Origin of the sequence: Ciceribacter sp. T2.26MG-112.2 (genome assembly GCF_900492205.1) — a bacterium.
GTDB classification, from domain to species: Bacteria; Pseudomonadota; Alphaproteobacteria; order Rhizobiales; family Rhizobiaceae; genus Allorhizobium; species Allorhizobium naphthalenivorans_A.
Map to the genome: position 1 here is coordinate 66,507 of NZ_UEYQ01000005.1, position 19,884 is coordinate 86,390.

The following is a 19,884-nucleotide window of genomic DNA, read 5'->3' on the forward strand; positions in this document are numbered from 1 at the left end:
CATGACGGTTCCGTTGCGAGCGAAAAATCTCTTCAGGTGAAGGCCAGAACCGGCGCCGCGAGCGCCATCAGTCCGAGACAGGAAGCGACTGCGAATTTCAGCCGCCGGATACGCCTGGTACGAACACCACTCCAATCATACGCCATAGCACAGATCCTCATGATCGTTACAAACACATGGGCACAATGGCCGCACCTGCTTCCCGTAGCCGTCGAGGCTGGCGCGAAGCTGACTGCACGCAATCCGGATGCGACCTCGCCCGTCGCCTCCAAAGATTAGAGTATGACAATTTTTCGATGGACGCCAGCCTCCATCGCTTCCGGACGAAACGACTGGGGGTGGCTGATATTCTAGTTACGGATCAATAGTTTATCGTACCTGGCTGAGCTTTGGCGCGACTGAGGGGCGGTTGTCTGCCAGCCAGTCGATCGCCGGCCGCCAGAGGGTTTCGCGGAAAGCCGGGCGGAAAAAGCCGAGATGACCGATCGGCTGACCGGCTGCCGCCGGTGATACGCGCATGCGCTCGACGGGGGCATTGACATAGGCCTTGAGGATGGCCTCCTGCGCCTTGGGTGTGCCCCATACGTCGTCTTCGACGCCGATCGACAGGATGGGGGTGCGGACTTCGGCAAAGCGCCGGGCGGCATCCATTTTGGCGTCGGCGAAGAAATAGTCGGGCGAGCGGCCCCAGCGAGCCCATTGGCGAAATACCGTACCGGGCAGCGTTTGCCCGAGGCCGATCCAGCCTGGAACGCGACCGGTCAAGAGCGCGAGCGGAACGCCGACAAGGTTCATCGAGGCGAAGACCTTGTAGGGCTCGGCGGTATAGGCCCAGTGGCCCGACATGACCGCGACCATCAGATAGCGGTCGAAGCGATTGGCGCGGCCGCAGAGACCGAGGCCCTGGCCGCCGAAGGACTGGCCGACGCCGACCATGGCATGGCCGGGGGCCACGCTTTCCAGACGGTCGACCGCCGCCGCCATGTCCTTCTCCGCCCAGTCGGCCATGCTCGGCCGGGCCTTCCAGCCGCGGGGAATGCGGGAGCCCGCGACGCCGCGATAGTCATAGGTCAGCGCGGCGCGAAAGCCGCGTTCGGCCACCAGGTGTTCGGCGAAGCGGGCATAGATGCCGCGCGGGACGGCGGCGGCGGACGAGATCAGGGCGAGGGGACCGTCGCCATCCCCGCGAAACAGGGTTCCGGCGAGGGGAAAGCTGTCCGAAGCGGCAAATGTAATCTCTTCGCGCACGAAGGCTATCCGGTTCTGCATGGCTGATCTCCTCCATCTCCCACGCCCAACGACGAAAATACTTACGTTTACGTTCATGTAAATGCAAGTCCGAGCAGTTGGCCGACAGGGGGCGGCTTATCAGGCCCGAGGGCAGAGGCCGTGGTGTCTTTTTCGCCGCCCCGGCAGAATCGTTGCCGGTGGCCCTTCAAGTTCGGCTTTGCAAGGCAAATATTAGGGTCTATAAGCCCCCGATCCAAAGCGGCCGGGAGGAGGCCGTCCTATTTCGAACAGCAGGTGACGATCATGGCACAGAATTGGACCCCGAGCAGCTGGCGCAGCAAGCCGATCAAGCAGGTTCCGGCCTATCCGGACTTGGGCGCCCTTGCCGATGCCGAAGCCCGTCTCGCCAAGTTTCCGCCGCTGGTCTTTGCCGGGGAAGCCCGTCGGCTGACCAAGGCGCTCGGCAATGTCGCCGAGGGCAATGGTTTCCTGCTGCAAGGCGGCGACTGCGCCGAGAGCTTCGCCGAACATGGCGCCGATACGATCCGCGACTTCTTCCGCGCCTTCCTGCAGATGGCCGTCGTTCTGACCTTTGGCGCGCAGCTGCCGGTGGTCAAGGTCGGCCGCATCGCCGGCCAGTTCGCCAAGCCGCGCTCGTCGGACTTCGAGAAACAGGGTGACGTCGAGTTGCCGAGCTATCGCGGCGACATCATCAACGGCATCGAGTTCACGCCGGAATCGCGCATTCCCAATCCGGATCGGCAGATCATGGCGTACCGCCAGTCGGCCGCGACGCTCAACCTTTTGCGCGCCTTCGCGATGGGTGGTTATGCCAATCTCGACAATGTGCACCAGTGGATGCTCGGCTTCGTCAAGGATAGCCCCCAGGCTGAGCGTTACCGCAAGCTCGCCGACCGGATTTCCGAGACCATGGATTTCATGAAGGCGATCGGCATCAGCTCGGAGACCAATCCGAGCCTGCGCGAGACCGATTTCTTCACCAGCCACGAAGCGCTGCTTCTCGGCTATGAAGAAGCGCTGACGCGCGTCGATTCCACCTCCGGCGACTGGTATGCCACGTCCGGCCACATGATCTGGATCGGCGACCGCACGCGCCAGGCCGACCATGCGCACCTGGAATACTGCCGCGGCATCAAGAACCCGCTCGGCCTGAAATGCGGTCCGTCGCTGCAGGCGGACGATCTTTTGAACCTGATCGACATCCTCAACCCGAACAACGAGGCCGGTCGTCTGACGCTGATCTGCCGTTTTGGCCACGACAAGGTCGCCGATCACCTGCCGCGTCTCATCCGCGCGGTCGAGCGCGAGGGCCGCAAGGTCGTCTGGTCCTGCGATCCGATGCATGGCAACACGATCACGCTCAACAACTACAAGACCCGTCCGTTCGAGCGGGTTCTGTCGGAAGTCGAAAGCTTCTTCCAGATCCATCGTGCGGAAGGAACGCATCCGGGCGGCATCCACATCGAGATGACCGGCAACGACGTGACGGAATGCACCGGCGGTGCGCGTGCGGTCACGGCGGAAGCCCTGCAGGATCGTTACCACACCCATTGCGACCCGCGTCTCAATGCCGACCAGGCGCTCGAACTGGCCTTCCTGCTCGCCGAGCGGATGAAGGGCGGCCGCGACGAAAAGCGGATGATGGTGGCGAACGGCTGAAGCTAAGCTTCAGATAAGCGCATTTGACCGACCGGGCCGGCTTCCCCAAGCTGGCCCGGTTTCTTTTTGTCAGATCGGGGTATCGAATGGACGAGCAGAGAACAGGGGCCTGCCTGTGCGGCGCAGTTCGATTCCGGACGAGCGGACCTCTGCGCGAGGTCGTCTTCTGTCATTGTTCGCAATGCCGGCGCCAGACGGGTCTATACTACGCGGCGACCGACGTTGCACACGACCGTATCGCGCTCACAGGCTCAGAGATGGTGGGCTGGTATCGATCGAGCGAGGAGGCGCAGAGGGGTTTCTGCACGCGGTGCGGTTCGGCCCTGTTCTGGCAGCGCGACGGCAGCGATCATGTCTCGGTCATGGCCGGCGCTTTCGACGAGCCGGGCGGGCTGGCCGCGGGCTATCATATCTTCTGTGCCGACAAGGGCGAATTCTACGCGGTCGACGACGGCCTGCCCTCCTTTCAGGCCGGCAGGCCCGCCTCCGCCAGCAGCGGATGAGAAGCCGTCGTGTTCGTGGCTATGCCGAGTTCGGCAAGGGCGTGGTGGAAGGCCTCTTCCAGGGCCGCGAATTTTGCCGACTGCCATTTAAAATAGTCGTCGACGAAGCGACGCGACAGCCACAGCGATCCGCGCCGGCGCGGTAGATCCCAGCCAAGCAGGCCCTCGGTCTCGGCCTTCGTGAACATGCGCTTCAGGTTCGTTGCCGAAATCATGTAGACTTCGCTTAGCTCGGGCAGCGACAGGCGGCCGACATCGATGCGGTCCGCCGGGTTCGGCGTGCCGGGAATCCGGGCGATGAGGTCATGCAGCACCATGCCGCCGAGATCCGACCAGAGGAAATGACCGATGCTGTCGGGAGGATCGCGCCAGATGGGGTCTTCGACTAGATGGGCGGCCGCCATGGGCTGGGCGATCCGGAAGATGCGCGGATCGGCCAGGGCAAGCGCTTCTCTCTCACCGCCGTCCAGCCGGTCGAGGCAGGCCATGTGGCCCATGAACCAGGCCTTCATCGCATCATAGGCGGTTTCGGTCGTTTCCAGCACGCGGACACGGCGGTCGGGCACGTCGGGGACGTCGCGCAGGAATTTGTAGGCCACCAGTTCGGCGAGGAAGGCGGTGGCCGTATTGCGGCTGGCCGCGCCCAGCTTCATGACGATCTCGACGAAGCGGGTGGCGGTCAGACCCGACAGGGGATCATCGTCCCTCCGCTGCAGGGACAGGGCAAAGAGCGAATGGGTCATCAGCCATTTGCGATGCGACGCCTTGAGCCGCGACAGGCGGGGCGTGCGCAGGTGTATGGCGATCAGGTGTTCGGCGATCTGTTTCTCGATCGTCGGGAACAAGGGGTGGACGGCGATCTCGGTGCGGGTCAGTGGCCGCATGGCTTGGCTACGCTTTGCTGAAAAACTTGAACATTATGGGGTCGGCCCAACCTCTGGCCGGCATCGTGGCAAACGGGATGACGGTGCAGCATGGAAGCCTCAGTGCTGGCTAGACAATTTCCATATCCGTTTTGTGTCAATGGCCGGTTTACGTCGGCGATGCAAGGCGAGGTCGGCGATCCGAGGGGGCAAGGGGCGGCGGCCCCGTTGCCCCGTCCCTCGCTCAGCTTGCAGGGGCCTCGAGCCGCTCGACCTGTTCGGGGAAGAAGCGCTCCGTGCCGAAGCCTTCTCCGAACATCTGGTCGTGCTGCAGATGGCGGTAGTCGCGGATCAATTGATCGACCGGCTCCCCGGAGGTCGCCCAGTCCGGGTGAGCCCGCGCGTTTCGTTCGATCAGTTGGTGACGGTCCACGACGGCATAGCGTTCGCTCAGTCGACCCAGCACGCCGGTGTAGAAGGCGTGGCGGTAGCCGGCGAGGCGCACCACGTAATGAGGCAGTTGCGAGGGGCTGATCGAGCCGAGGTCCTTCTGCACGCCACGCTTCGACGACCAGACGACCAACGGCGTTTCATGCTCGCGTTTCATCACGGTGACGGATGCCTTGCGGGTGGCCACCACGTCCGGCATGTAGCCGGTCTCGGTGTAGACATTGCCGAGCGGCGGCAGGTGATCGCCGAACAGGACGATGATGGTTTCGCGGCGGCGGGTCTTTGCCCAGTCCATCAAGGCCTTCAGGCTGTTGTCGGCTTCGCGCACGCCCTGGGCATAGGTGGCGAGGCTGTCGCGGCTTTCCGGCGAAAGCGATGCAGACTGCACGTCGATCGTGTTCTTCGCATAGCGGTTCTTCTCGTAGGGGCCATGGCCCTGGAGGGTTACGGCGAAGAAGAAGAAGGGCTTCTTTGTCTGGTCGGCGGTGCGGATGATCTCCTTGGTCAGCGCCTCGTCCGACGTGAACAGTCCACGCTTGTCCATGAGCGGCATGTTCTCTTCCGACATGAAGGACTGGAAGCCGAGCGACTGGTAGACATTGGCGCGGTTCCAGAACCAGCTCTGGAACGGATGGAAGGCCCGCGTCGTATAGCCCTTCGAGGCGAAGAAGGTGGCGAGCGAGGGCAGGGGCCGGCGCACATACTGCTGATAGGGAATGCTGCCATAGGGCAGGAAGGCGTTGGAGAAGCCGGTCAGCGCCTCGAACTCGACATTGGCCGTCATGCCGCCGAATTCCGGCGAGAACAGGTTGCCCGAGGAATTGGCGCGGATCGTCGGCATCGGGTCCGGCGAGAGCTGCGCGTTCGACAGGCGCGTCGGGTCCCACAGCGATTCGCTCATGACCATGATGACGTCGGCATTGCGCCCCCCGAAGAAGGTGGCCGGCAGCCGCTCCGGCGCAATATCGGCGATCGCCTCAGGGCCATAGCCGCCAGGTGCCTGGACATTGGCCATGGGCACGTTGAAGGCGAAGGCGAGCAGGAAGCCGTTGTGACGATAGTTCTCCTGCTGATCCCACATCATCGGAACGATGTTCAGCCGGTCGCGAATGTAGGAGAAGGAATTCGGATCCATCAGCGAGAGGAAGCCGCCGATCAACGGCAGGGCCACCAGCAGCCGAAACAGCTTGGACACTGCCGAAAGCGGTGGGAAATTGCGCCGGCCGAGGACCAGCAGGTAACCGAGCAGGGCGAGCAGGGCCAGGACGCCGAGCGCGAGGCCGATGGCGGCCAAGGGCCGGGCGGCAAACATGACAGGGACCAGTTCGCCGATCTGGCGACCGAACAGCATGTCGCTCGGATAGAGCGGGTCGGACAGGTATTGCTGCTTCTGCATCGACAGGAAGGCCGGCAGTATGGCCAGCGGAACCAGGATCAACGCCGATTGATAGGCCCGGCCGAACAGTGCGTCGGCGGCAATGAACACCAGGAACAGCATCAGCACGGCGACCATGCCCGGACGGCTGGCGGAGAAGAGATAATCCGAGACGCCGGAAAGCGTTTCGCGCGCCAACCATTCGGTGACGATGATCGTCAGGAGGGCGAGGACAAACGAATTGACGAGCGTGACGACGGCGCGCAAGGCCGTGCTGCGCAGGGCACGTGGCGCTGCCTTGCCCTTGTGGCTTAAGGCTTTGACGGGCATTCCCGGCTCGGAGATCATCTCGGCCAACGCGCTCTCCCGCGATCAAGAACAGACTTAACAAAACTTTCGCATAGCTGTCACATAAGCGTCATGAACGCTAGATGAACCGGGGCGCCGTCGGTTTGTTCCCGCGATTTTTCCCGTCTAATGTTGCAGTGCGGCACTCAGCCTTGGTTCGCCGACATTGCGGAGCCGGGCGCCACGCGCTAAACGATGTTCATGAGCGAAAATCAGACCCGACCCGATACCCTTCGCATTGCCATCGCGCAGCTCGACCCGACTGTCGGCGACGTCGCCGGCAATCTCGCCAAGGCCCGCGAGGCGCGGGCGGAAGCAGCATCCCAGGGGGCCGATCTTCTGCTCCTGACTGAGCTTTTCATCTCCGGCTATCCGCCGGAGGATCTGGTGCTGAAGTCGGCCTTCCTCAAGGCTTGCCGAGTGGCGGTGGAGCAACTTGCCGCCGATACCGCGGATGGCGGGCCGGGCGTCGTGATCGGTTTTCCCCGCGAGGATGAGAAGGGCCGCTACAATTCCGTCGCCGTGCTGGACGGCGGCAAGGTCACGGCGACCCGCGACAAGATCGATCTGCCGAATTACGGCGAGTTCGACGAAAAGCGCGTTTTCATCGCCGGCGAGATGCCGGGTCCGGTCAACTTCCGTGGTGTCCGCATCGGCATTCCGATCTGCGAGGACATCTGGGGGGATCTCGGCGTGTGCGAGACGCTCGCCGAATCCGGTGCCGAGATCCTGCTGGTGCCGAATGGATCGCCTTATTTCCGGGAAAAGGTCGATATTCGCCATCAGGTGGCATTGAAGCAGGTGATCGAGAGCGGTCTGCCGCTGATCTACGCCAACCAATTAGGTGGCCAGGACGAACTCGTGTTCGACGGCGCGAGCTTCGGGTTCAATGCCGACAAGACGCTGGCCTTCCAGATGAGCCAGTTCGAATCGACCCTGTCGGTGACCACCTGGAAGCGCGCTGCCGACGGCTGGCGCTGCGGCGAGGGGCCGATGTCGCGTATTCCGGAAAAGGAAGAGGCCGACTATCGCGCCTGCGTGCTGGGCTTCCGCGACTATGTCAACAAGAACGGCTTCAAGAGCGTCGTGCTCGGCCTGTCGGGCGGTATCGATTCGGCCATCTGCGCGGCGATCGCCGTCGATGCGCTGGGCGAGGAGCGGGTGCGCGCCATCATGCTGCCCTATCGCTATACTTCGAAGGAATCGCTGGCCGACGCCGCCGCCTGCGCCAAGGCGCTCGGCTGCCATTATGACACGGTGCCGATCGGCGAACCGGTCGACGGCTTTCTCTCCGCGCTCTCCGACATGTTCGAGGGCACCGAGAGCGGCATCACCGAGGAAAACCTGCAGAGCCGCGCGCGCGGCACGATCCTGATGGCGATCTCCAACAAGTTCGGCTCGATGGTCGTGACGACCGGCAACAAGTCGGAAATGTCTGTCGGCTATGCGACGCTTTACGGCGACATGAATGGTGGCTTCAATCCGATCAAGGACCTTTACAAGATGCAGGTCTACGCGCTGGCGGCGTGGCGCAACGCCCATGTCCCGCCGGGCGCGCTCGGTCCCTCGGGCGAAGTGATTCCGGCCAACATCCTCTCCAAGGCCCCGTCGGCCGAGCTTCGGCCCAACCAGACGGACCAGGATTCCCTGCCGCCCTATCCGGTGCTCGACGATATCCTCGAATGCCTGGTGGAGAAGGAAATGTCGGTCGACGAGATCGTCGCCCGCGGCCACGAGATCGCCACCGTGCACCGGGTCGAGCACCTGCTCTATCTCGCCGAATACAAGCGTCGCCAATCGGCGCCCGGGGTAAAGATCACCCGCAAGAATTTCGGCCGCGACCGGCGTTATCCGATCACCAATCGTTTCCGCGACCGCTGACGGAGACGGTCGCCGGGACTTTTGGGGGAGGGAGCGATGCGGAGTTCGGTCGAGATCTTCAATATCCGCAGCCGCTCCCGGCGCGTCGTGTGGCAGACGGACCGGCTGGTCGAGGCACCCAACTGGAGCCCGGATGGCGCATCGCTCGTCATCAACGGCGACGGATTGCTCTATCGCCTGCCGGTGGACGGCGGTGGAGATCCGGTGCAGATTGATACCGGCTTCGCCACGCGTTGCAACAATGATCATGGCATTTCGCCCGACGGCCGATGGCTCGTGGTGTCGGACAAGGTCGAGCACGGCAAGTCCTGCATCTACATCCTGCCGGCCGAGGGTGGCACCCCGCGTCAGGTGACGCAGACGCTGCCGTCCTACTGGCACGGCTGGTCGCCGGACGGCCGGAGGCTCGCCTATTGCGGCATCCGCGACGATCTCTTCGACATCTATACGATTTCGGTCGACGGGGGCGAGGAGACCCGGCTGACCTTCGGCGAGGGGCGCAACGACGGGCCGGACTATTCAGCCGACGGCAAATGGATCTATTTCAATTCCAGCCGCTCGGGACGGATGCAGATCTGGCGTGTCCCCGCCCAGGGCGGCCCCGCGGAGCGGATCACCGACAGCGCATTCGGCGACTGGTTCCCGCATCCGTCGCCGAAGGGCGACAAGGTCCTGCTCTTGTCCTACGACCCTGACGTCTTCGACCATCCGCGCGATCTCGACGTGCGGCTGCGGCTGATCGATCCGGACGGGGGCAATCCGGAGACTTTGTTCGAAATGTTCGGCGGGCAGGGCACCATCAACGTTCCGTGCTGGTCGCCGCAGGGCGATGCGTTTGCCTATGTCCGGTATTTTCCGGTGGCCGGCTGATCGCAGGCTGAGCAGGCCGTCTTGCCTTCGGGCCATGTTCCTGTAGACATTCTTCCGTCAGGTGCCTGCCCTCGTTGGGGCGGGAGAATCGGGAAGCCGGTGGGATTCCGGCGCGTGCCCAACGCTGTGACGGGGACGGCGGCCTCCGGGAAGGATCTGGAATCCTTTCCGTATTTTGCCACTGGTTGTTCGACCGGGAAGGCAGGGGCGGCCGGGCGATCCGGAGTCAGAAGACCGGCCTGAGATCATAGGCTTTGCCCGCGCGGACGGCGGGCGGTCGGACGCATTGTTGGGGATGTGACGATGCACGATGAACCGAACGACCACCTCGTCCGGGCCGGCGCCTTTTCCGTGGAAGAGCGCGAGGCCGTCTACCGGGCGATCCGCACCCGTCGCGACGTACGCGACCAGTTCCTGCCCGATCCTTTGCCGGAAGATCTGATCACGCGGCTGCTACAGGCCGCCCACAGCGCACCCTCGGTCGGTTTCATGCAGCCATGGAATTTTCTCGTGGTGCGCGACGTGGCCCGCCGCGAGGCGGTGTGGCGCGCCTTCGCCAAGGCGAACGAGGAAGCCGCCGGAATGTTTGCCGGCGAGCAGCGCGACAGCTATATGCGGCTCAAGCTGGAGGGTATCCGCAAGGCGCCGCTCGGCATTTGTGTGACCTGTGATCCGACACGCGGCGGACCCGTTGTGCTGGGCCGCACCCACAATCCGCGGATGGATAGTTACTCGACCGTCTGTGCCGTGCAGAACCTCTGGTTGGCGGCGCGCGCCGAGGGTGTCGGGGTCGGTTGGGTCAGCATCTTTCACCAGGCCGATCTTCGCGCCGTTCTTGGCATTCCCGACCATGTCGAAGTGATCGGCTGGTTCTGCCTCGGCTATGTCGACCGGCTTTACGACCAGCCGGAACTGGCGCTGAAAGGCTGGCGCCAGCGGTTGCCGATCGAGGAACTGGTGTTCGATGAGGTCTGGGGAACGCCTAGACGAACAGATATGACGTAAGCTGTTTGTTTTATTTCGCAGCAGTGTCGCTCAGGGTCGTTATCTTTAACGTGCGTTAAATATCGCAGGCTAAAACTAGCACTGCCTGGGAGTTTCCTCCACCAATTGCATGACGCAGTTCTGCGCACCGAATGTCCCGGTGAGGCTTTTCAACACGTCTTCGTTCATTGGGGCCATCATGAATCTTCTCAAAATCCGGCTTGGCAAGGCTGTCACCGCCGGCATCGGGGCACTCGTTCTCGTCAGCGTCGCCGTTCTGGCGGTTTCGGACATCGTCAGTCAGCGGCAGCTCGAGGCGGTCATCAGCCTCTACGAGGAGGAGCGCAAGACGGATATCCTGCTGCGCGAACTCATCGCCAGCCAGAAGGAAGTGGAACTCGCGATCGTCGGCACGCAGGAATCCCTGACCGACATTTCGGCGACGCAAGGCAAGGACGGTCTCGACGACGGTTTCCTGCTGGCCGAGCAGGAGGCCGCGCGGCTCGCCGAACTCGTCCAGCGGATCGACGCTCTGGCCGTGGATCTTAACGCCCCCGATCTCGTACCGGCAATGAAGCTGCTATCCGAGCGCTATGCCGCGTTCCACAAGGCGGGTATCGAGATGGCCAATGCCTTCATCGCCGGCGGTGCGACGGAAGGCAACAAGCTGATGGGCAATTTCGATGGGTTCTCGGATGCCCTGCAAAAGGAAATCGAGGCGATCAGCGCTATTGTCACGGCTATCGTCGATCGCGAGGGGAGCAAGGCCGAGGCCGACATTGGCGCCGCCCGCCAGCAGTCACAGGACATGGCGCTGGTGCTGGCCGCGCTTGGTGCGCTGGTACTGGCTTGCGGTGCCGGTCTTGCCACATTCGTGATGCGGCGTCTGCTGAACCCGCTCAACCGCGCGACCGCGGCGATGAACCGGCTGGCCGAGGGGCATGTCGATGTCGAGCTGGCCGGCGTGGAACGCGCCGACGAAATCGGTGATCTCGCGCGCTCGTTCCGGAACTTCCGCGAGAACCTTCTTGCCCGTCGCGACGCCGAGGCCGAAGAACAGCGAAATCGTGAGCGTCTCGCGCAGATCCAGTCGATGAACGAGGCGGAGCGCATTGCGGAACTCAACCGCACGAAGACGGCGGTCGATGCGCTGGCCGAAGCGCTCGACCGACTGGCGCAAGGGGATCTGACCTCGCGCATCAACACCAGCTTCGACGGAGACTATGATCGTCTGCGGCTGAACTTCAACCAGTCGGCGGACCGGCTGCAGGCCGCCATGGCGGATATTTCCGGTGTCTCCCATGAGATCCGGTCCAGCTCGGCAGAGATGCGCTCGGCATCCGACGACCTGGCGCGTCGCACGGAGCAGCAGGCCGCGGCCCTGGAGCAGACGGCCGCCGCGCTCAACGAGATAACCACGACGGTGACCAATTCGGCGGCGATCGCCGACAGCGCCAGCCGCAAGGTCGGCGAGGCCAACCGCCAGGCGCAGCAGTCCGACGAGATCGTGCGCAACGCCATCGCCGCCATGGGCAAGATCGAGGAGAGTTCGTCGCAGATCGGCAAGATCATCGGCGTGATCGACGAGATCGCCTTCCAGACCAACCTGCTTGCCCTCAATGCCGGTGTCGAGGCGGCACGCGCCGGCGAGGCGGGCAAGGGCTTTGCCGTTGTTGCCCAGGAAGTGCGCGAACTGGCCCAGCGCTCGGCCAATGCCGCAAAGGAGATCACCGCGTTGGTGGCCCGTTCGAGCGAAGCCGTCAGCTCCGGCGTTTCGCTGGTCAACCAGTCGGGCGAAATCCTCAGCCTGATCCAGGCCAATGTCACTGAGATCAACGGCGACATTCGCGCCATCGTCACCGGGGCCCACGAGCAGGCCACTGGGCTCTCCGAGATCAACGGCGCGATCACCCAGATGGACCAGGTGACGCAGCAGAACGCCGCCATGGTCGAGCAGTCGACCGCGTCCGCGCACAAGCTCGCGCAGGAGGCGGAGGAGCTGTTCACCCAGGTCGGGCAGTTCGAGATCAGCGCTAGCCGTGGCGGTTACGCCCCGGCGAGGGCACGTGCCGCCTGATCGCGGTCAGATCGATGGACATCAGCAGAACGCGGCCGGGCTCTAGTCCGGCCGTTTGCATTCCGCAAGAGGACAAGGGTGAAATCGGCGTCAAGCCTACGGTGAGGCTATTGCTGGAGCGGTTGGGGACCCGGAAGTGCCGGGTTGCGCAGATCGATGCTGCTGGTGGCCGTCGGCAGGAAGGTCGGGCCGACCTTGCGCACGGCAGCCGATTTCGGGTCATAGGGCCGGTCCTGCGGCATGGCCGTGGAAGCTTGCGCCGGAGATCCGTCCGCTGCCGCGCGTGCCGATTCCGATTTGCCGATTTCGACGACCGCCTTGTCGCTGCCGGGGGATTTGTTCTGCGCCCCATGCGTCTGCATCTTGCGGTAATAGCCCGGCAGGTCGCAGCCGCAGGAGGGCTTTTCGCCGGTCGGCCGGTTCAGGTAGGAGAAAGCGGTCGGCAACATCCTGTAGGGCTGGCCGGTCTCGGCGGAGACCATGTCGGCGCTCTCCGCTGTGCGCATCGAGTGATAATAGAGTTCGGTTTCGGTGTCGGGGCACATCTGCTGGCAGATTTGTGCATCGCGGCGGAAGTTGAGCGGTGACGTGTTGGACGAGATCGGGAAAAAGGCGCCGTCGCAGGTTCGGACACACAAGGTGCGCAAGCTGCCGTGACCGGCAAATGTCCGGAACCGACCGTCTCCCTCGGTCTCCCCGGTCGTCTGCGTAGGGTCGGCGGGTCGGCTGATCGTTCCGGGCGGCAATGCCGGTGCTTGGGCCGTGTCCGGCTGGTCGGCGTTGCAGCCATTGGCCTCGAGCGCGGCGAGAAGGCGCTCGCGCGCGGGGTTGTTTCCCGCCCCGTCGAAGCGCAAGGCATCGCGTTTGACGGCGAGCGCCCGCTTGTTGGCCTCCATCCGCGTCAGCGCCGCGGACAGCTCGCCGCACTGGCTGGTGCCGTCCGATCGGTATTCGACGATCGCGCCCTCGCAGCGCAGACGCCGCATGTCGTAGCGGACCTTGCGGATCTCCAGGTTCTGGCGAACGATCGCGCTCGAATAGCGGCGCATCTCGCGCGTATCGGCGACCACTTCCGGCTGGGAGGCGAGCCGCACACGCAAGCTCTCACAGACAACCGTTGCCTGCGCCGAAAGCGGCTGGCAGGTCAGGAACACCCCAAGCGTCAAGAGCAATCGATTTCTGCGATGGTGCAATTCGCATCCCCGGTGGCATCATCGTTGTATTGAATAGGGCCAGCCTATAGGCATTTTCACGATAGTTTGCGAGCGTCAATGCGCCAAGCGGGAACACAAATCTGTGTTAACGCGGAAGCGCCGCGACGGGCGCGGCGCTCCTCTTCGTCAAAGGGGTTCGTTCAGGCGGCGCGGGCCCGCTCGATCGCCAGCGGTTCGGCAAGTACCGGGCCTTCGATCTCGGCGACCGCCTTCATCCGTGCCAGCAGGTCGGGGGTTACCGCCCATGCGACCGCGACTGCATGGACCGAGCCGATTTTATGGGGCTCGGCGATGCGTTCGCCAGGGCAACCCATGCGGCGGAACATGCGCTCGAGAAAGACGTCGGTCACCGTGACGATATCGCTCAAGCCCAGGGCCAGGCCGAGTTCGCCGACGCCGCACATCAGTTCGGCTGCCGCTATCGTCACCTGGTTCGAGGCGCGGTCCTGCGATATTTCCGGCTCGATGCAGAAGCGGCTCGATTCCCAGATTGCCGCGCTGCGGATCTCGGGGCGGCCGCCGAGCAGGATCGGGAAGGTGTCGTCGAGCATGTTGGGGCCGAGCGTCGGCAAAAGCCGGAGCGAACCGCGCAACAGGCCTTCCGGTGAATAGGACAGGATGTAGACGGGATTGGCATCGTCGTAGTGGTCGATTTCCCGATCGCCCTCCACGATCACGTCCCACTTGAGGAGATCGTGGAAGACGCGCTTGCGCAGCCGATGCATGGCGGCGATCTCCTGGGGAAAGTCGTTGCGGTTGGCGCCATTGATGATCCGGATCATTCCAGTCTCCCTTGTTTGTCGAGGCGACTGGAAGATGGCGCAATACACTAGAAATGAAACTGTCGGTAGCGACAGGTCGCGCAGTTGCAATTGTGGATTATACTCATGCGCCGCTCAAGGTGGAGGAGGTCAGTGCAGGTCGGGGCCGGGCAGCAGGCCGCGCCATGCGGCCTCCGCCACTGCCTGGGTGTTGGAAACGACATTCAGCTTGCGGCGCGCGTTTGCCATGAAGTAGCGGACCGTGCGCTCGGTGATCCCGAGGATCACGGCGATCTCCCAGTAACTTTTTCCGGCCGCCGCCCAGTAGAGCGTTTCGCGTTCGCGTCGCGTCAGTCGGGGTGTCGCGGGCTCACCGCTGCCCTGTTCGCTGCCCTGCAACAGCGACGCATGGAATTCGACGGCAAGGGCGAACAGGTCGCGGTCATGAAGCCGGCGGAACCTGTGCCATTCGCAGGGTTCGGCAGCGACATGAACGGCGAGCATGGCCTGACGCCCTTCGCGCGAGATCAGTGGATAGGCGACGCCGCAGGGCGTGATGCCGAGACGTTCGGCGATTTGTTCAAGGCCATCTCGCGCCGGCGTGCCCGGTGCAAGCGTACTCCAATCGAGGGGCCGGATGGATGCCAATGCGTGGCGCAGCGGTGGTTCGAAGACGCCGGGACCGAGTGCCTTGACCGCATGCGCCGCCGCAGTGCCGAAGGTGTGGCACAGGCGGTGCGGCTTCACGCCCGCCGGTGTGCACGCGGCGTCGATGTATAAAATGTGGGCGATGCCGAACACGGCCTGCATCTGTCTGAAGAACGGCAGCGGACGCACGACCTTCTGATCTTGCAGCCAGTCCAGCAGGTCGAAGTAGCCGCCCTGGTTCGTCATTCCTGAAACCCTACAAAAATATGGGTCAAGAGTGTTCGCCGGACGCCGCGATGTCCAGACCGTATTTTGGAGGTATGGCGTGGCGCACGTGACGCCCCGTCATGGCCGATGACGGGGCTGATCGGGCTTCGGCCATGGGTCCGGCTCGACGGCTCAGTCCGGCTGCGACGCTTCGACCACGGCAAGCGCCGCCATGTTGACCACGCCGCGCGATGTGACCGAGGTCGACAGGACGTGGGCGGGCAGGGCTGCGCCGAGCAGGATCGGCCCGACATGCAGGGCGTCCATCATGGTGCGGACGATGCCGAGCGAGATATTGGCGGCGTCGAGATTGGGGAAGACCAGGAGATTGGCTTCGCCGGTCAGCGTGCTGTCGGGCATGGCCCGCTTGCGCAAGGCCTCGGAAAGCGCCGAGCCACCCTGCATTTCGCCATCGACTTCCAGCTCCGGCGCCTGGGCGCGGATCAGTTGCAGCGCTTCGCGCATCTTGCGGGCGCTGTCGGAATCGCGCGATCCGAAATTGGAGTGCGAGACGAGGGCCGCCCGCGGGGTGATGCCGAACCGGCGGATTTCCTGGGCGGCGAGGATCGTCATTTCGGCGATCTCGGCGGCCGACGGGTTGTAGGTCACGAAGGTATCGGTGAAGAAGATCGCGCCGCGCTGGGAAATCAGCAGGCTGAGACCGGAAAAGGCCCGCACGCCGGGCTTCTTGCCGATGATCTGGCCGACATCGCGCAGATGGCGGTCGAAACGCCCCTCCACGCCGCAGATCAGTGCATCGGCATCGCCGCGCCGGACGGCGAGCGCGCCGATGACCGTATTGTTGGTACGCACGATGGTGCGGGCGGCTTCCGGGTTGATGCCGACGCGGCCGACCAGGGCGAAATAGTCCTCGACATAGTCGCGGTAGCGGGGATCGTCCTCGGGGTTGACCAGTTCGAAATCGACGCCCGGACGGATGCGAAGGCCGAAGCGCTGCAGGCGGCTCTCGATGATGTGCGGGCGCCCGATCAGGATCGGCTTGCCGCTGCCTTCCTCGAGCAGGACTTGGGCGGCGCGCAGGACGCGCTCGTCCTCGCCTTCGGCGAAGATCACACGCTTGTCGGACGCCTTCTTCGCCGCGGCGAAGATGGGCTTCATGACGAAGCCGGAACGGAAGACGAAGCGGTTCAACTGGTCGAGATAGGTATCGTAGTCGGCGATCGGCCGGCGTGCCACGCCGCTCTCTTCCGCCGCCTTGGCGACGGCGGGGGCGATGCGCAGGATGAGGCGCGGATCGAACGGCGAGGGGATGAGATAGTTCGGGCCGAAGGTCGGCGATTCGCCGGAATAGGCGCGGGCGGCGACTTCGGACACTTCCTCGCGGGCAAGGGCGGCGATGGCGCGCACCGCGGCCATCTTCATCTCCTCGTTGATCGTCGTTGCGCCGCAATCGAGCGCGCCCCGGAAGATGTAGGGGAAACACAGGACGTTGTTGACCTGGTTGGGAAAGTCGGAGCGCCCGGTGCAGATCATCGCGTCAGGGCGGGCCGCACGCGCCAGTTCCGGCATGATTTCCGGCGTCGGATTGGCGAGCGCCATGATCAGCGGTTTTTCCGCCATCTGCACGAGAAGCTCGGGCTTCAGCACGCCGGCCGCCGACAGTCCGAGGAAGACGTCGGCGCCCTCGATCGATTCGGCGAGCGTGCGCTTGTCGCTGACCTGGGCATAGACCGACTTCCATTGGTCCATCAGCATTTCGCGGCCGACATAGACCAGACCCTCGATGTCGTGCACCCAGATATTCTCGCGCCGGGCGCCGAGAATCACCAGAAGGTTGAGGCAGGCGAGCGCCGCGGCGCCGGCGCCCGAGGCGACGATCTTGACGTCCTCGATCTTCTTGCCGGCGAGTTCCAGGCCGTTGAGGATGGCGGCCGCGACAATGATCGCCGTGCCGTGCTGGTCGTCGTGGAAGACCGGAATGTTCATCTTGGCGCGCAACTGCTGCTCGACCTCGAAGCATTCCGGCGCCTTGATGTCCTCGAGATTGATGCCGCCGAAGGTCGGCTCGAGCGCCGAGACGGTCGAGACCATCGAATCGACGGTCATGGCGTCGATTTCAATGTCGAAGACGTCGATGCCGGCGAATTTCTTGAACAGGACGGCCTTGCCTTCCATCACCGGCTTGGAGGCGAGCGGACCGATATTGCCGAGCCCGAGCACGGCTGTCCCGTTGGAAATGACGGCGACGAGATTGCCGCGTGCCGTGTAGTCGGCGGCGGTCTCCGGTTCGTCGCGGATGGCCAGACAGGGGGCTGCAACGCCGGGGGAATAGGCAAGTGCCAAGTCGCGCTGGTTGCCGAGCGGCTTGGTCGCCTGGATCTCCAGCTTTCCCGGTCGCGGATAGCGATGGTAGAAAAGTGCCTGTTCGTCGAGGTCCGCCGTGGGGGCTGCCGGCTTGTTCTTGTCGGTGGTATCCATGCTTTTCCGTGTCCGGTTCATTCACTGGTATGCGTTCCTGCATACACCAAATGAACCGGACTGGGAGTACCCCGCCGCTCTCCCCACCGATTTTGTCGGGCTTGGAGCCGCAGGATGCAATCCTCGGAAGCAAGGCGGCGCCCGCCATGGGGCAGGGCGTCGCCTCTGCCGGGGAGATGCGGATCAGGTCGAGGGGGAGATGACCGGCGGCAGCGAGGTCGGGCGCAGGCCGTATTTCGACTGGGCGCACTGTTCGTCGGAGAGGCCAGCCTTGGCGCAGGCCACCGCCTTTTCGTCGGTGGTCCTGGTGGTCTGGGAGCAGCCTGCAAGCGCGGTAAGCATGAATGTAGCGAGAATTAGTTTCTTCACGATCGGTCTCCTGAACTTGGCCTGTGTTGCGATGGGTGAACTGATGCGACCTATATTGAACACAGGTGTTCAAATGTCAACATTGATGTTTTTGGCGGCAAATGCTATGGCAACGGTCCCGCCCTTGGCTTGACAGCAGGCCTCAGTTGCCAAGGATGGTGATGCAAGAACCGGGAGGGTCCGCGTGAAATCTGTCGTTCAGTGCCGTATTCACGAGGCGGCCATGCGTCTCTTTGCCCGGGTCGGCGCCTGTCGGGTGAATGTCAGCGATCTCGCCGAGGAGGCGGGGGTCGCCCGCGGGACGATCTACAATGCCGTGCCCAATCCCGACAGCCTGTTCGAGGATGTCGCCGGTGACCTCGCCGGCGAAATGCAGGAACGCGTGCGCACCAGCATAGACGGGCTTCAGGATCCGGCGGCAAGGCTCGCCTGTGGCATACGCCTGTTCATCCGCCGGGCGCACGAGGAGCCGCAATGGGGCCGCTTCATCGTGCATTTCGGTTTCAGCAACAAATCCCTGCGCGGCTTGCTGACCGCTTCGCTCACCGATGAGATGGGCGAGGCGATCACGCGCGGCCGCTATCGCATCGCTCCGGACCAGGTGACGTCGATGGTGGCGGTGATCGGCGGCGCGACGCTGTCCGGCATGATGCTGGTGCAGGAGGGCTACAAGAGCTGGCGCGACGCCGGCAGCGAGGTGGCGGAATTCATTCTGATCGCCATGGGCATCGAGCGCGCCGAGGCGGCGCAAATCGCGCGATGCGAGCTGCCGCCATTGAAGGGCACCTGAGGGCTGCTCCAGGCACCGGTGCATGGCGGTGTCATGTTCCTGAAACAAGAGTCTGATTTGGAAAAAGGGCAAAGGCTCGTCAAGCGAGAGGCCCATGACCGTGAATACAGATCCGGAAATCCGTCACTTCAGAACCCTGTTCATTTCCGACGTGCATCTCGGCTCGAAGGCGGCCAAGGCGGACTTCCTGCTGGATTTCCTGAGGACCCATGAGGCCGAGACGATCTTCCTGGTCGGCGACATCGTCGACGGTTGGCGACTGAAGCGCAGCTGGTACTGGCCGCAGGACTGCAACGACGTCGTGCAGAAACTGCTGCGCAAGGCGCGCAAGGGAACCCGCATCGTCTACATTCCGGGCAATCACGACGAATTCCTGCGCGGCTTCCCCGGCACGCATTTCGGCGGCATCGAGGTTGCCGAGCGGATGATCCACGAGACGGCCGACGGGAAGAAGTACCTGGTGCTGCACGGCGACGAATTCGACGTCGTGGTGCGCAATGCCCGCCTCGTCGCCTATCTCGGTGACTGGGCCTATGACATGGCGATCAACATCAACATCCTTTTGGCTGCGATCCGCCGCCGCCTTGGCATGCCCTACTGGTCGTTCTCCGCCTGGGCGAAGCTTCAGGTCAAGCAGGCGGTCAACTTCATCGGCGAATTCCAGAAGGTCGTTGCCGAGGAAGCCCGGCGTAACGATGTCGACGGCGTCATCTGTGGTCACATCCACCATGCGGTGATGGAAGACATCGACGGCATCCACTACGTCAATACCGGAGACTGGGTGGAGAGCTGCACGGCGATCGTCGAACACCACGACGGTCGCTTCGAGTTGATTTCCTGGGGACACCGGATCGGCGCTGCTTCCAAAAAGGTGGCGACGCTCGCCCTGCCGCGCCCTTTCCCAGCCGCTGCCGAACCGGCCGAAGCCAAGGATATTCAGGCCGCCTGACGGGGCAGCCGGCCCAGCCCCACCCCGGGGCGGCGGTTCTTGTGGCTTGAAGGTGACGCAGGCGGATAAACGCTTTCTCAAGGATTTCATTGTCCGCCGGTCTGGATATACTGCGCGACAGAATGATTTGCGCCGCCAAACCGATTTGGCCAAGCCTGCGTGACGCAATGCGTGGAAGTTGTCAGA

16 protein-coding genes and 1 riboswitch are annotated in these 19,884 nt (G+C 63.6%); of the genes, 8 read left to right on the forward strand and 8 right to left on the reverse strand.

From position 1 onward, the window contains the following. Positions 1-369: 369 nt before the first annotated feature. Positions 370-1,269, reverse strand: a complete 900-nt coding sequence (locus tag DYZ14_RS10010; RefSeq protein ID WP_154720544.1) for an alpha/beta hydrolase family protein — start codon at positions 1,267-1,269, stop codon at positions 370-372. A gap of 264 nt (positions 1,270-1,533) precedes the next feature. On the opposite strand from DYZ14_RS10010, the gene DYZ14_RS10015 reads away from it, so the two are divergent. Together DYZ14_RS10015 and DYZ14_RS10020 are read left to right on the forward strand one after the other, a co-directional pair. Further along, entirely contained in the window at positions 1,534-2,910 is a 1,377-nt protein-coding gene (locus DYZ14_RS10015; protein ID WP_154720545.1) for a class II 3-deoxy-7-phosphoheptulonate synthase, read from the forward strand. An 86-nt stretch (positions 2,911-2,996) separates the two neighbouring features. Continuing rightward, on the forward strand, positions 2,997-3,413 hold the full coding sequence (locus tag DYZ14_RS10020; protein ID WP_154720546.1) for a GFA family protein: 417 nt from the start codon (positions 2,997-2,999) through the stop codon (positions 3,411-3,413). Here DYZ14_RS10020 and DYZ14_RS10025 read toward each other — a convergent pair. Beyond that, complete coding sequence (locus tag DYZ14_RS10025; RefSeq protein WP_154720547.1) at positions 3,377-4,297, reverse strand: hypothetical protein; 921 nt, start codon at positions 4,295-4,297, stop codon at positions 3,377-3,379. The two genes, DYZ14_RS10020 and DYZ14_RS10025, sit on opposite strands and share 37 nt — an antisense overlap. 223 nt (positions 4,298-4,520) lie before the next feature. Then, positions 4,521-6,449, reverse strand: coding sequence for an LTA synthase family protein (locus DYZ14_RS10030; RefSeq protein WP_154720770.1), 1,929 nt, complete (start codon positions 6,447-6,449; stop codon positions 4,521-4,523). Between the two features lie 201 nt (positions 6,450-6,650). On the opposite strand from DYZ14_RS10030, the gene DYZ14_RS10035 reads away from it, so the two are divergent. The 4 genes from DYZ14_RS10035 (at position 6,651) to DYZ14_RS10050 (ending at position 12,261) form a co-directional block, all read left to right on the forward strand. Continuing rightward, positions 6,651-8,330, forward strand: a complete 1,680-nt coding sequence (locus DYZ14_RS10035) for an NAD+ synthase (RefSeq protein WP_154720548.1) — start codon at positions 6,651-6,653, stop codon at positions 8,328-8,330. Between the two features lie 36 nt (positions 8,331-8,366). After that, on the forward strand, positions 8,367-9,200 hold the full coding sequence (locus DYZ14_RS10040) for a TolB family protein (RefSeq protein ID WP_154720549.1): 834 nt from the start codon (positions 8,367-8,369) through the stop codon (positions 9,198-9,200). A 42-nt stretch (positions 9,201-9,242) separates the two neighbouring features. Then, positions 9,243-9,457: riboswitch (cobalamin riboswitch) on the forward strand. Between the two features lie 46 nt (positions 9,458-9,503). Continuing rightward, complete coding sequence (bluB, locus tag DYZ14_RS10045; RefSeq protein ID WP_154720550.1) at positions 9,504-10,205, forward strand: 5,6-dimethylbenzimidazole synthase; 702 nt, start codon at positions 9,504-9,506, stop codon at positions 10,203-10,205. Between the two features lie 178 nt (positions 10,206-10,383). Continuing rightward, on the forward strand, positions 10,384-12,261 hold the full coding sequence (locus DYZ14_RS10050) for a methyl-accepting chemotaxis protein (RefSeq protein WP_195949895.1): 1,878 nt from the start codon (positions 10,384-10,386) through the stop codon (positions 12,259-12,261). A 107-nt stretch (positions 12,262-12,368) separates the two neighbouring features. Here the strand turns inward: DYZ14_RS10050 and DYZ14_RS10055 are convergent, their stop codons facing one another. The 5 genes from DYZ14_RS10055 to DYZ14_RS10075 form a co-directional block, all read right to left on the reverse strand. After that, positions 12,369-13,433, reverse strand: coding sequence for a DUF2865 domain-containing protein (locus DYZ14_RS10055; protein WP_154720552.1), 1,065 nt, complete (start codon positions 13,431-13,433; stop codon positions 12,369-12,371). A 182-nt stretch (positions 13,434-13,615) separates the two neighbouring features. Further along, entirely contained in the window at positions 13,616-14,257 is a 642-nt protein-coding gene (locus DYZ14_RS10060; protein ID WP_115669276.1) for an acyl-homoserine-lactone synthase, read from the reverse strand. A gap of 129 nt (positions 14,258-14,386) precedes the next feature. Beyond that, positions 14,387-15,130: a helix-turn-helix transcriptional regulator gene (locus DYZ14_RS10065; RefSeq protein WP_154720553.1), complete on the reverse strand. Its 744-nt coding sequence runs from the start codon at positions 15,128-15,130 to the stop codon at positions 14,387-14,389. Positions 15,131-15,283: 153 nt separating this feature from the next. Next, positions 15,284-17,590, reverse strand: a complete 2,307-nt coding sequence (locus DYZ14_RS10070) for an NADP-dependent malic enzyme (protein ID WP_154720554.1) — start codon at positions 17,588-17,590, stop codon at positions 15,284-15,286. A 183-nt stretch (positions 17,591-17,773) separates the two neighbouring features. Next, the gene (locus DYZ14_RS10075) at positions 17,774-17,959 is read right to left on the reverse strand and encodes a lipoprotein (RefSeq protein WP_154720555.1); all 186 of its coding nucleotides are present in this window, start codon (positions 17,957-17,959) and stop codon (positions 17,774-17,776) included. 184 nt (positions 17,960-18,143) lie between these two features. Here DYZ14_RS10075 and DYZ14_RS10080 point away from each other — a divergent pair, with 184 nt between their 5' ends. Continuing rightward, a complete protein-coding gene (locus DYZ14_RS10080; RefSeq protein WP_210209283.1) occupies positions 18,144-18,749 on the forward strand; it encodes a TetR/AcrR family transcriptional regulator in 606 nt (201 codons plus the stop codon). Positions 18,750-18,843: 94 nt separating this feature from the next. After that, positions 18,844-19,698, forward strand: coding sequence for a UDP-2,3-diacylglucosamine diphosphatase (locus DYZ14_RS10085; protein ID WP_154720556.1), 855 nt, complete (start codon positions 18,844-18,846; stop codon positions 19,696-19,698). Positions 19,699-19,884: the final 186 nt, after the last annotated feature.

Excerpts from the sequence above, each read along its gene's own strand:
- DYZ14_RS10060 (WP_115669276.1), bottom strand. The coding sequence starts at position 14,257 with ATGATCCGGATCATCAATGGCGCCAACCGCAACGACTTTCCCCAGGAG.
- DYZ14_RS10070 (WP_154720554.1), bottom strand. The coding sequence starts at position 17,590 with ATGGATACCACCGACAAGAACAAGCCGGCAGCCCCCACGGCGGACCTC.
- DYZ14_RS10065 (WP_154720553.1), bottom strand. The coding sequence starts at position 15,130 with ATGACGAACCAGGGCGGCTACTTCGACCTGCTGGACTGGCTGCAAGAT.
- DYZ14_RS10030 (WP_154720770.1), bottom strand. The coding sequence starts at position 6,449 with ATGATCTCCGAGCCGGGAATGCCCGTCAAAGCCTTAAGCCACAAGGGC.
- DYZ14_RS10040 (WP_154720549.1), top strand. The coding sequence starts at position 8,367 with ATGCGGAGTTCGGTCGAGATCTTCAATATCCGCAGCCGCTCCCGGCGC.
- DYZ14_RS10085 (WP_154720556.1), top strand. The coding sequence starts at position 18,844 with ATGACCGTGAATACAGATCCGGAAATCCGTCACTTCAGAACCCTGTTC.
- DYZ14_RS10015 (WP_154720545.1), top strand. The coding sequence starts at position 1,534 with ATGGCACAGAATTGGACCCCGAGCAGCTGGCGCAGCAAGCCGATCAAG.
- DYZ14_RS10025 (WP_154720547.1), bottom strand. The coding sequence starts at position 4,297 with ATGCGGCCACTGACCCGCACCGAGATCGCCGTCCACCCCTTGTTCCCG.
- DYZ14_RS10050 (WP_195949895.1), top strand. The coding sequence starts at position 10,384 with ATGAATCTTCTCAAAATCCGGCTTGGCAAGGCTGTCACCGCCGGCATC.
- bluB (WP_154720550.1), top strand. The coding sequence starts at position 9,504 with ATGCACGATGAACCGAACGACCACCTCGTCCGGGCCGGCGCCTTTTCC.
- DYZ14_RS10020 (WP_154720546.1), top strand. The coding sequence starts at position 2,997 with ATGGACGAGCAGAGAACAGGGGCCTGCCTGTGCGGCGCAGTTCGATTC.
- DYZ14_RS10035 (WP_154720548.1), top strand. The coding sequence starts at position 6,651 with ATGAGCGAAAATCAGACCCGACCCGATACCCTTCGCATTGCCATCGCG.
- DYZ14_RS10010 (WP_154720544.1), bottom strand. The coding sequence starts at position 1,269 with ATGCAGAACCGGATAGCCTTCGTGCGCGAAGAGATTACATTTGCCGCT.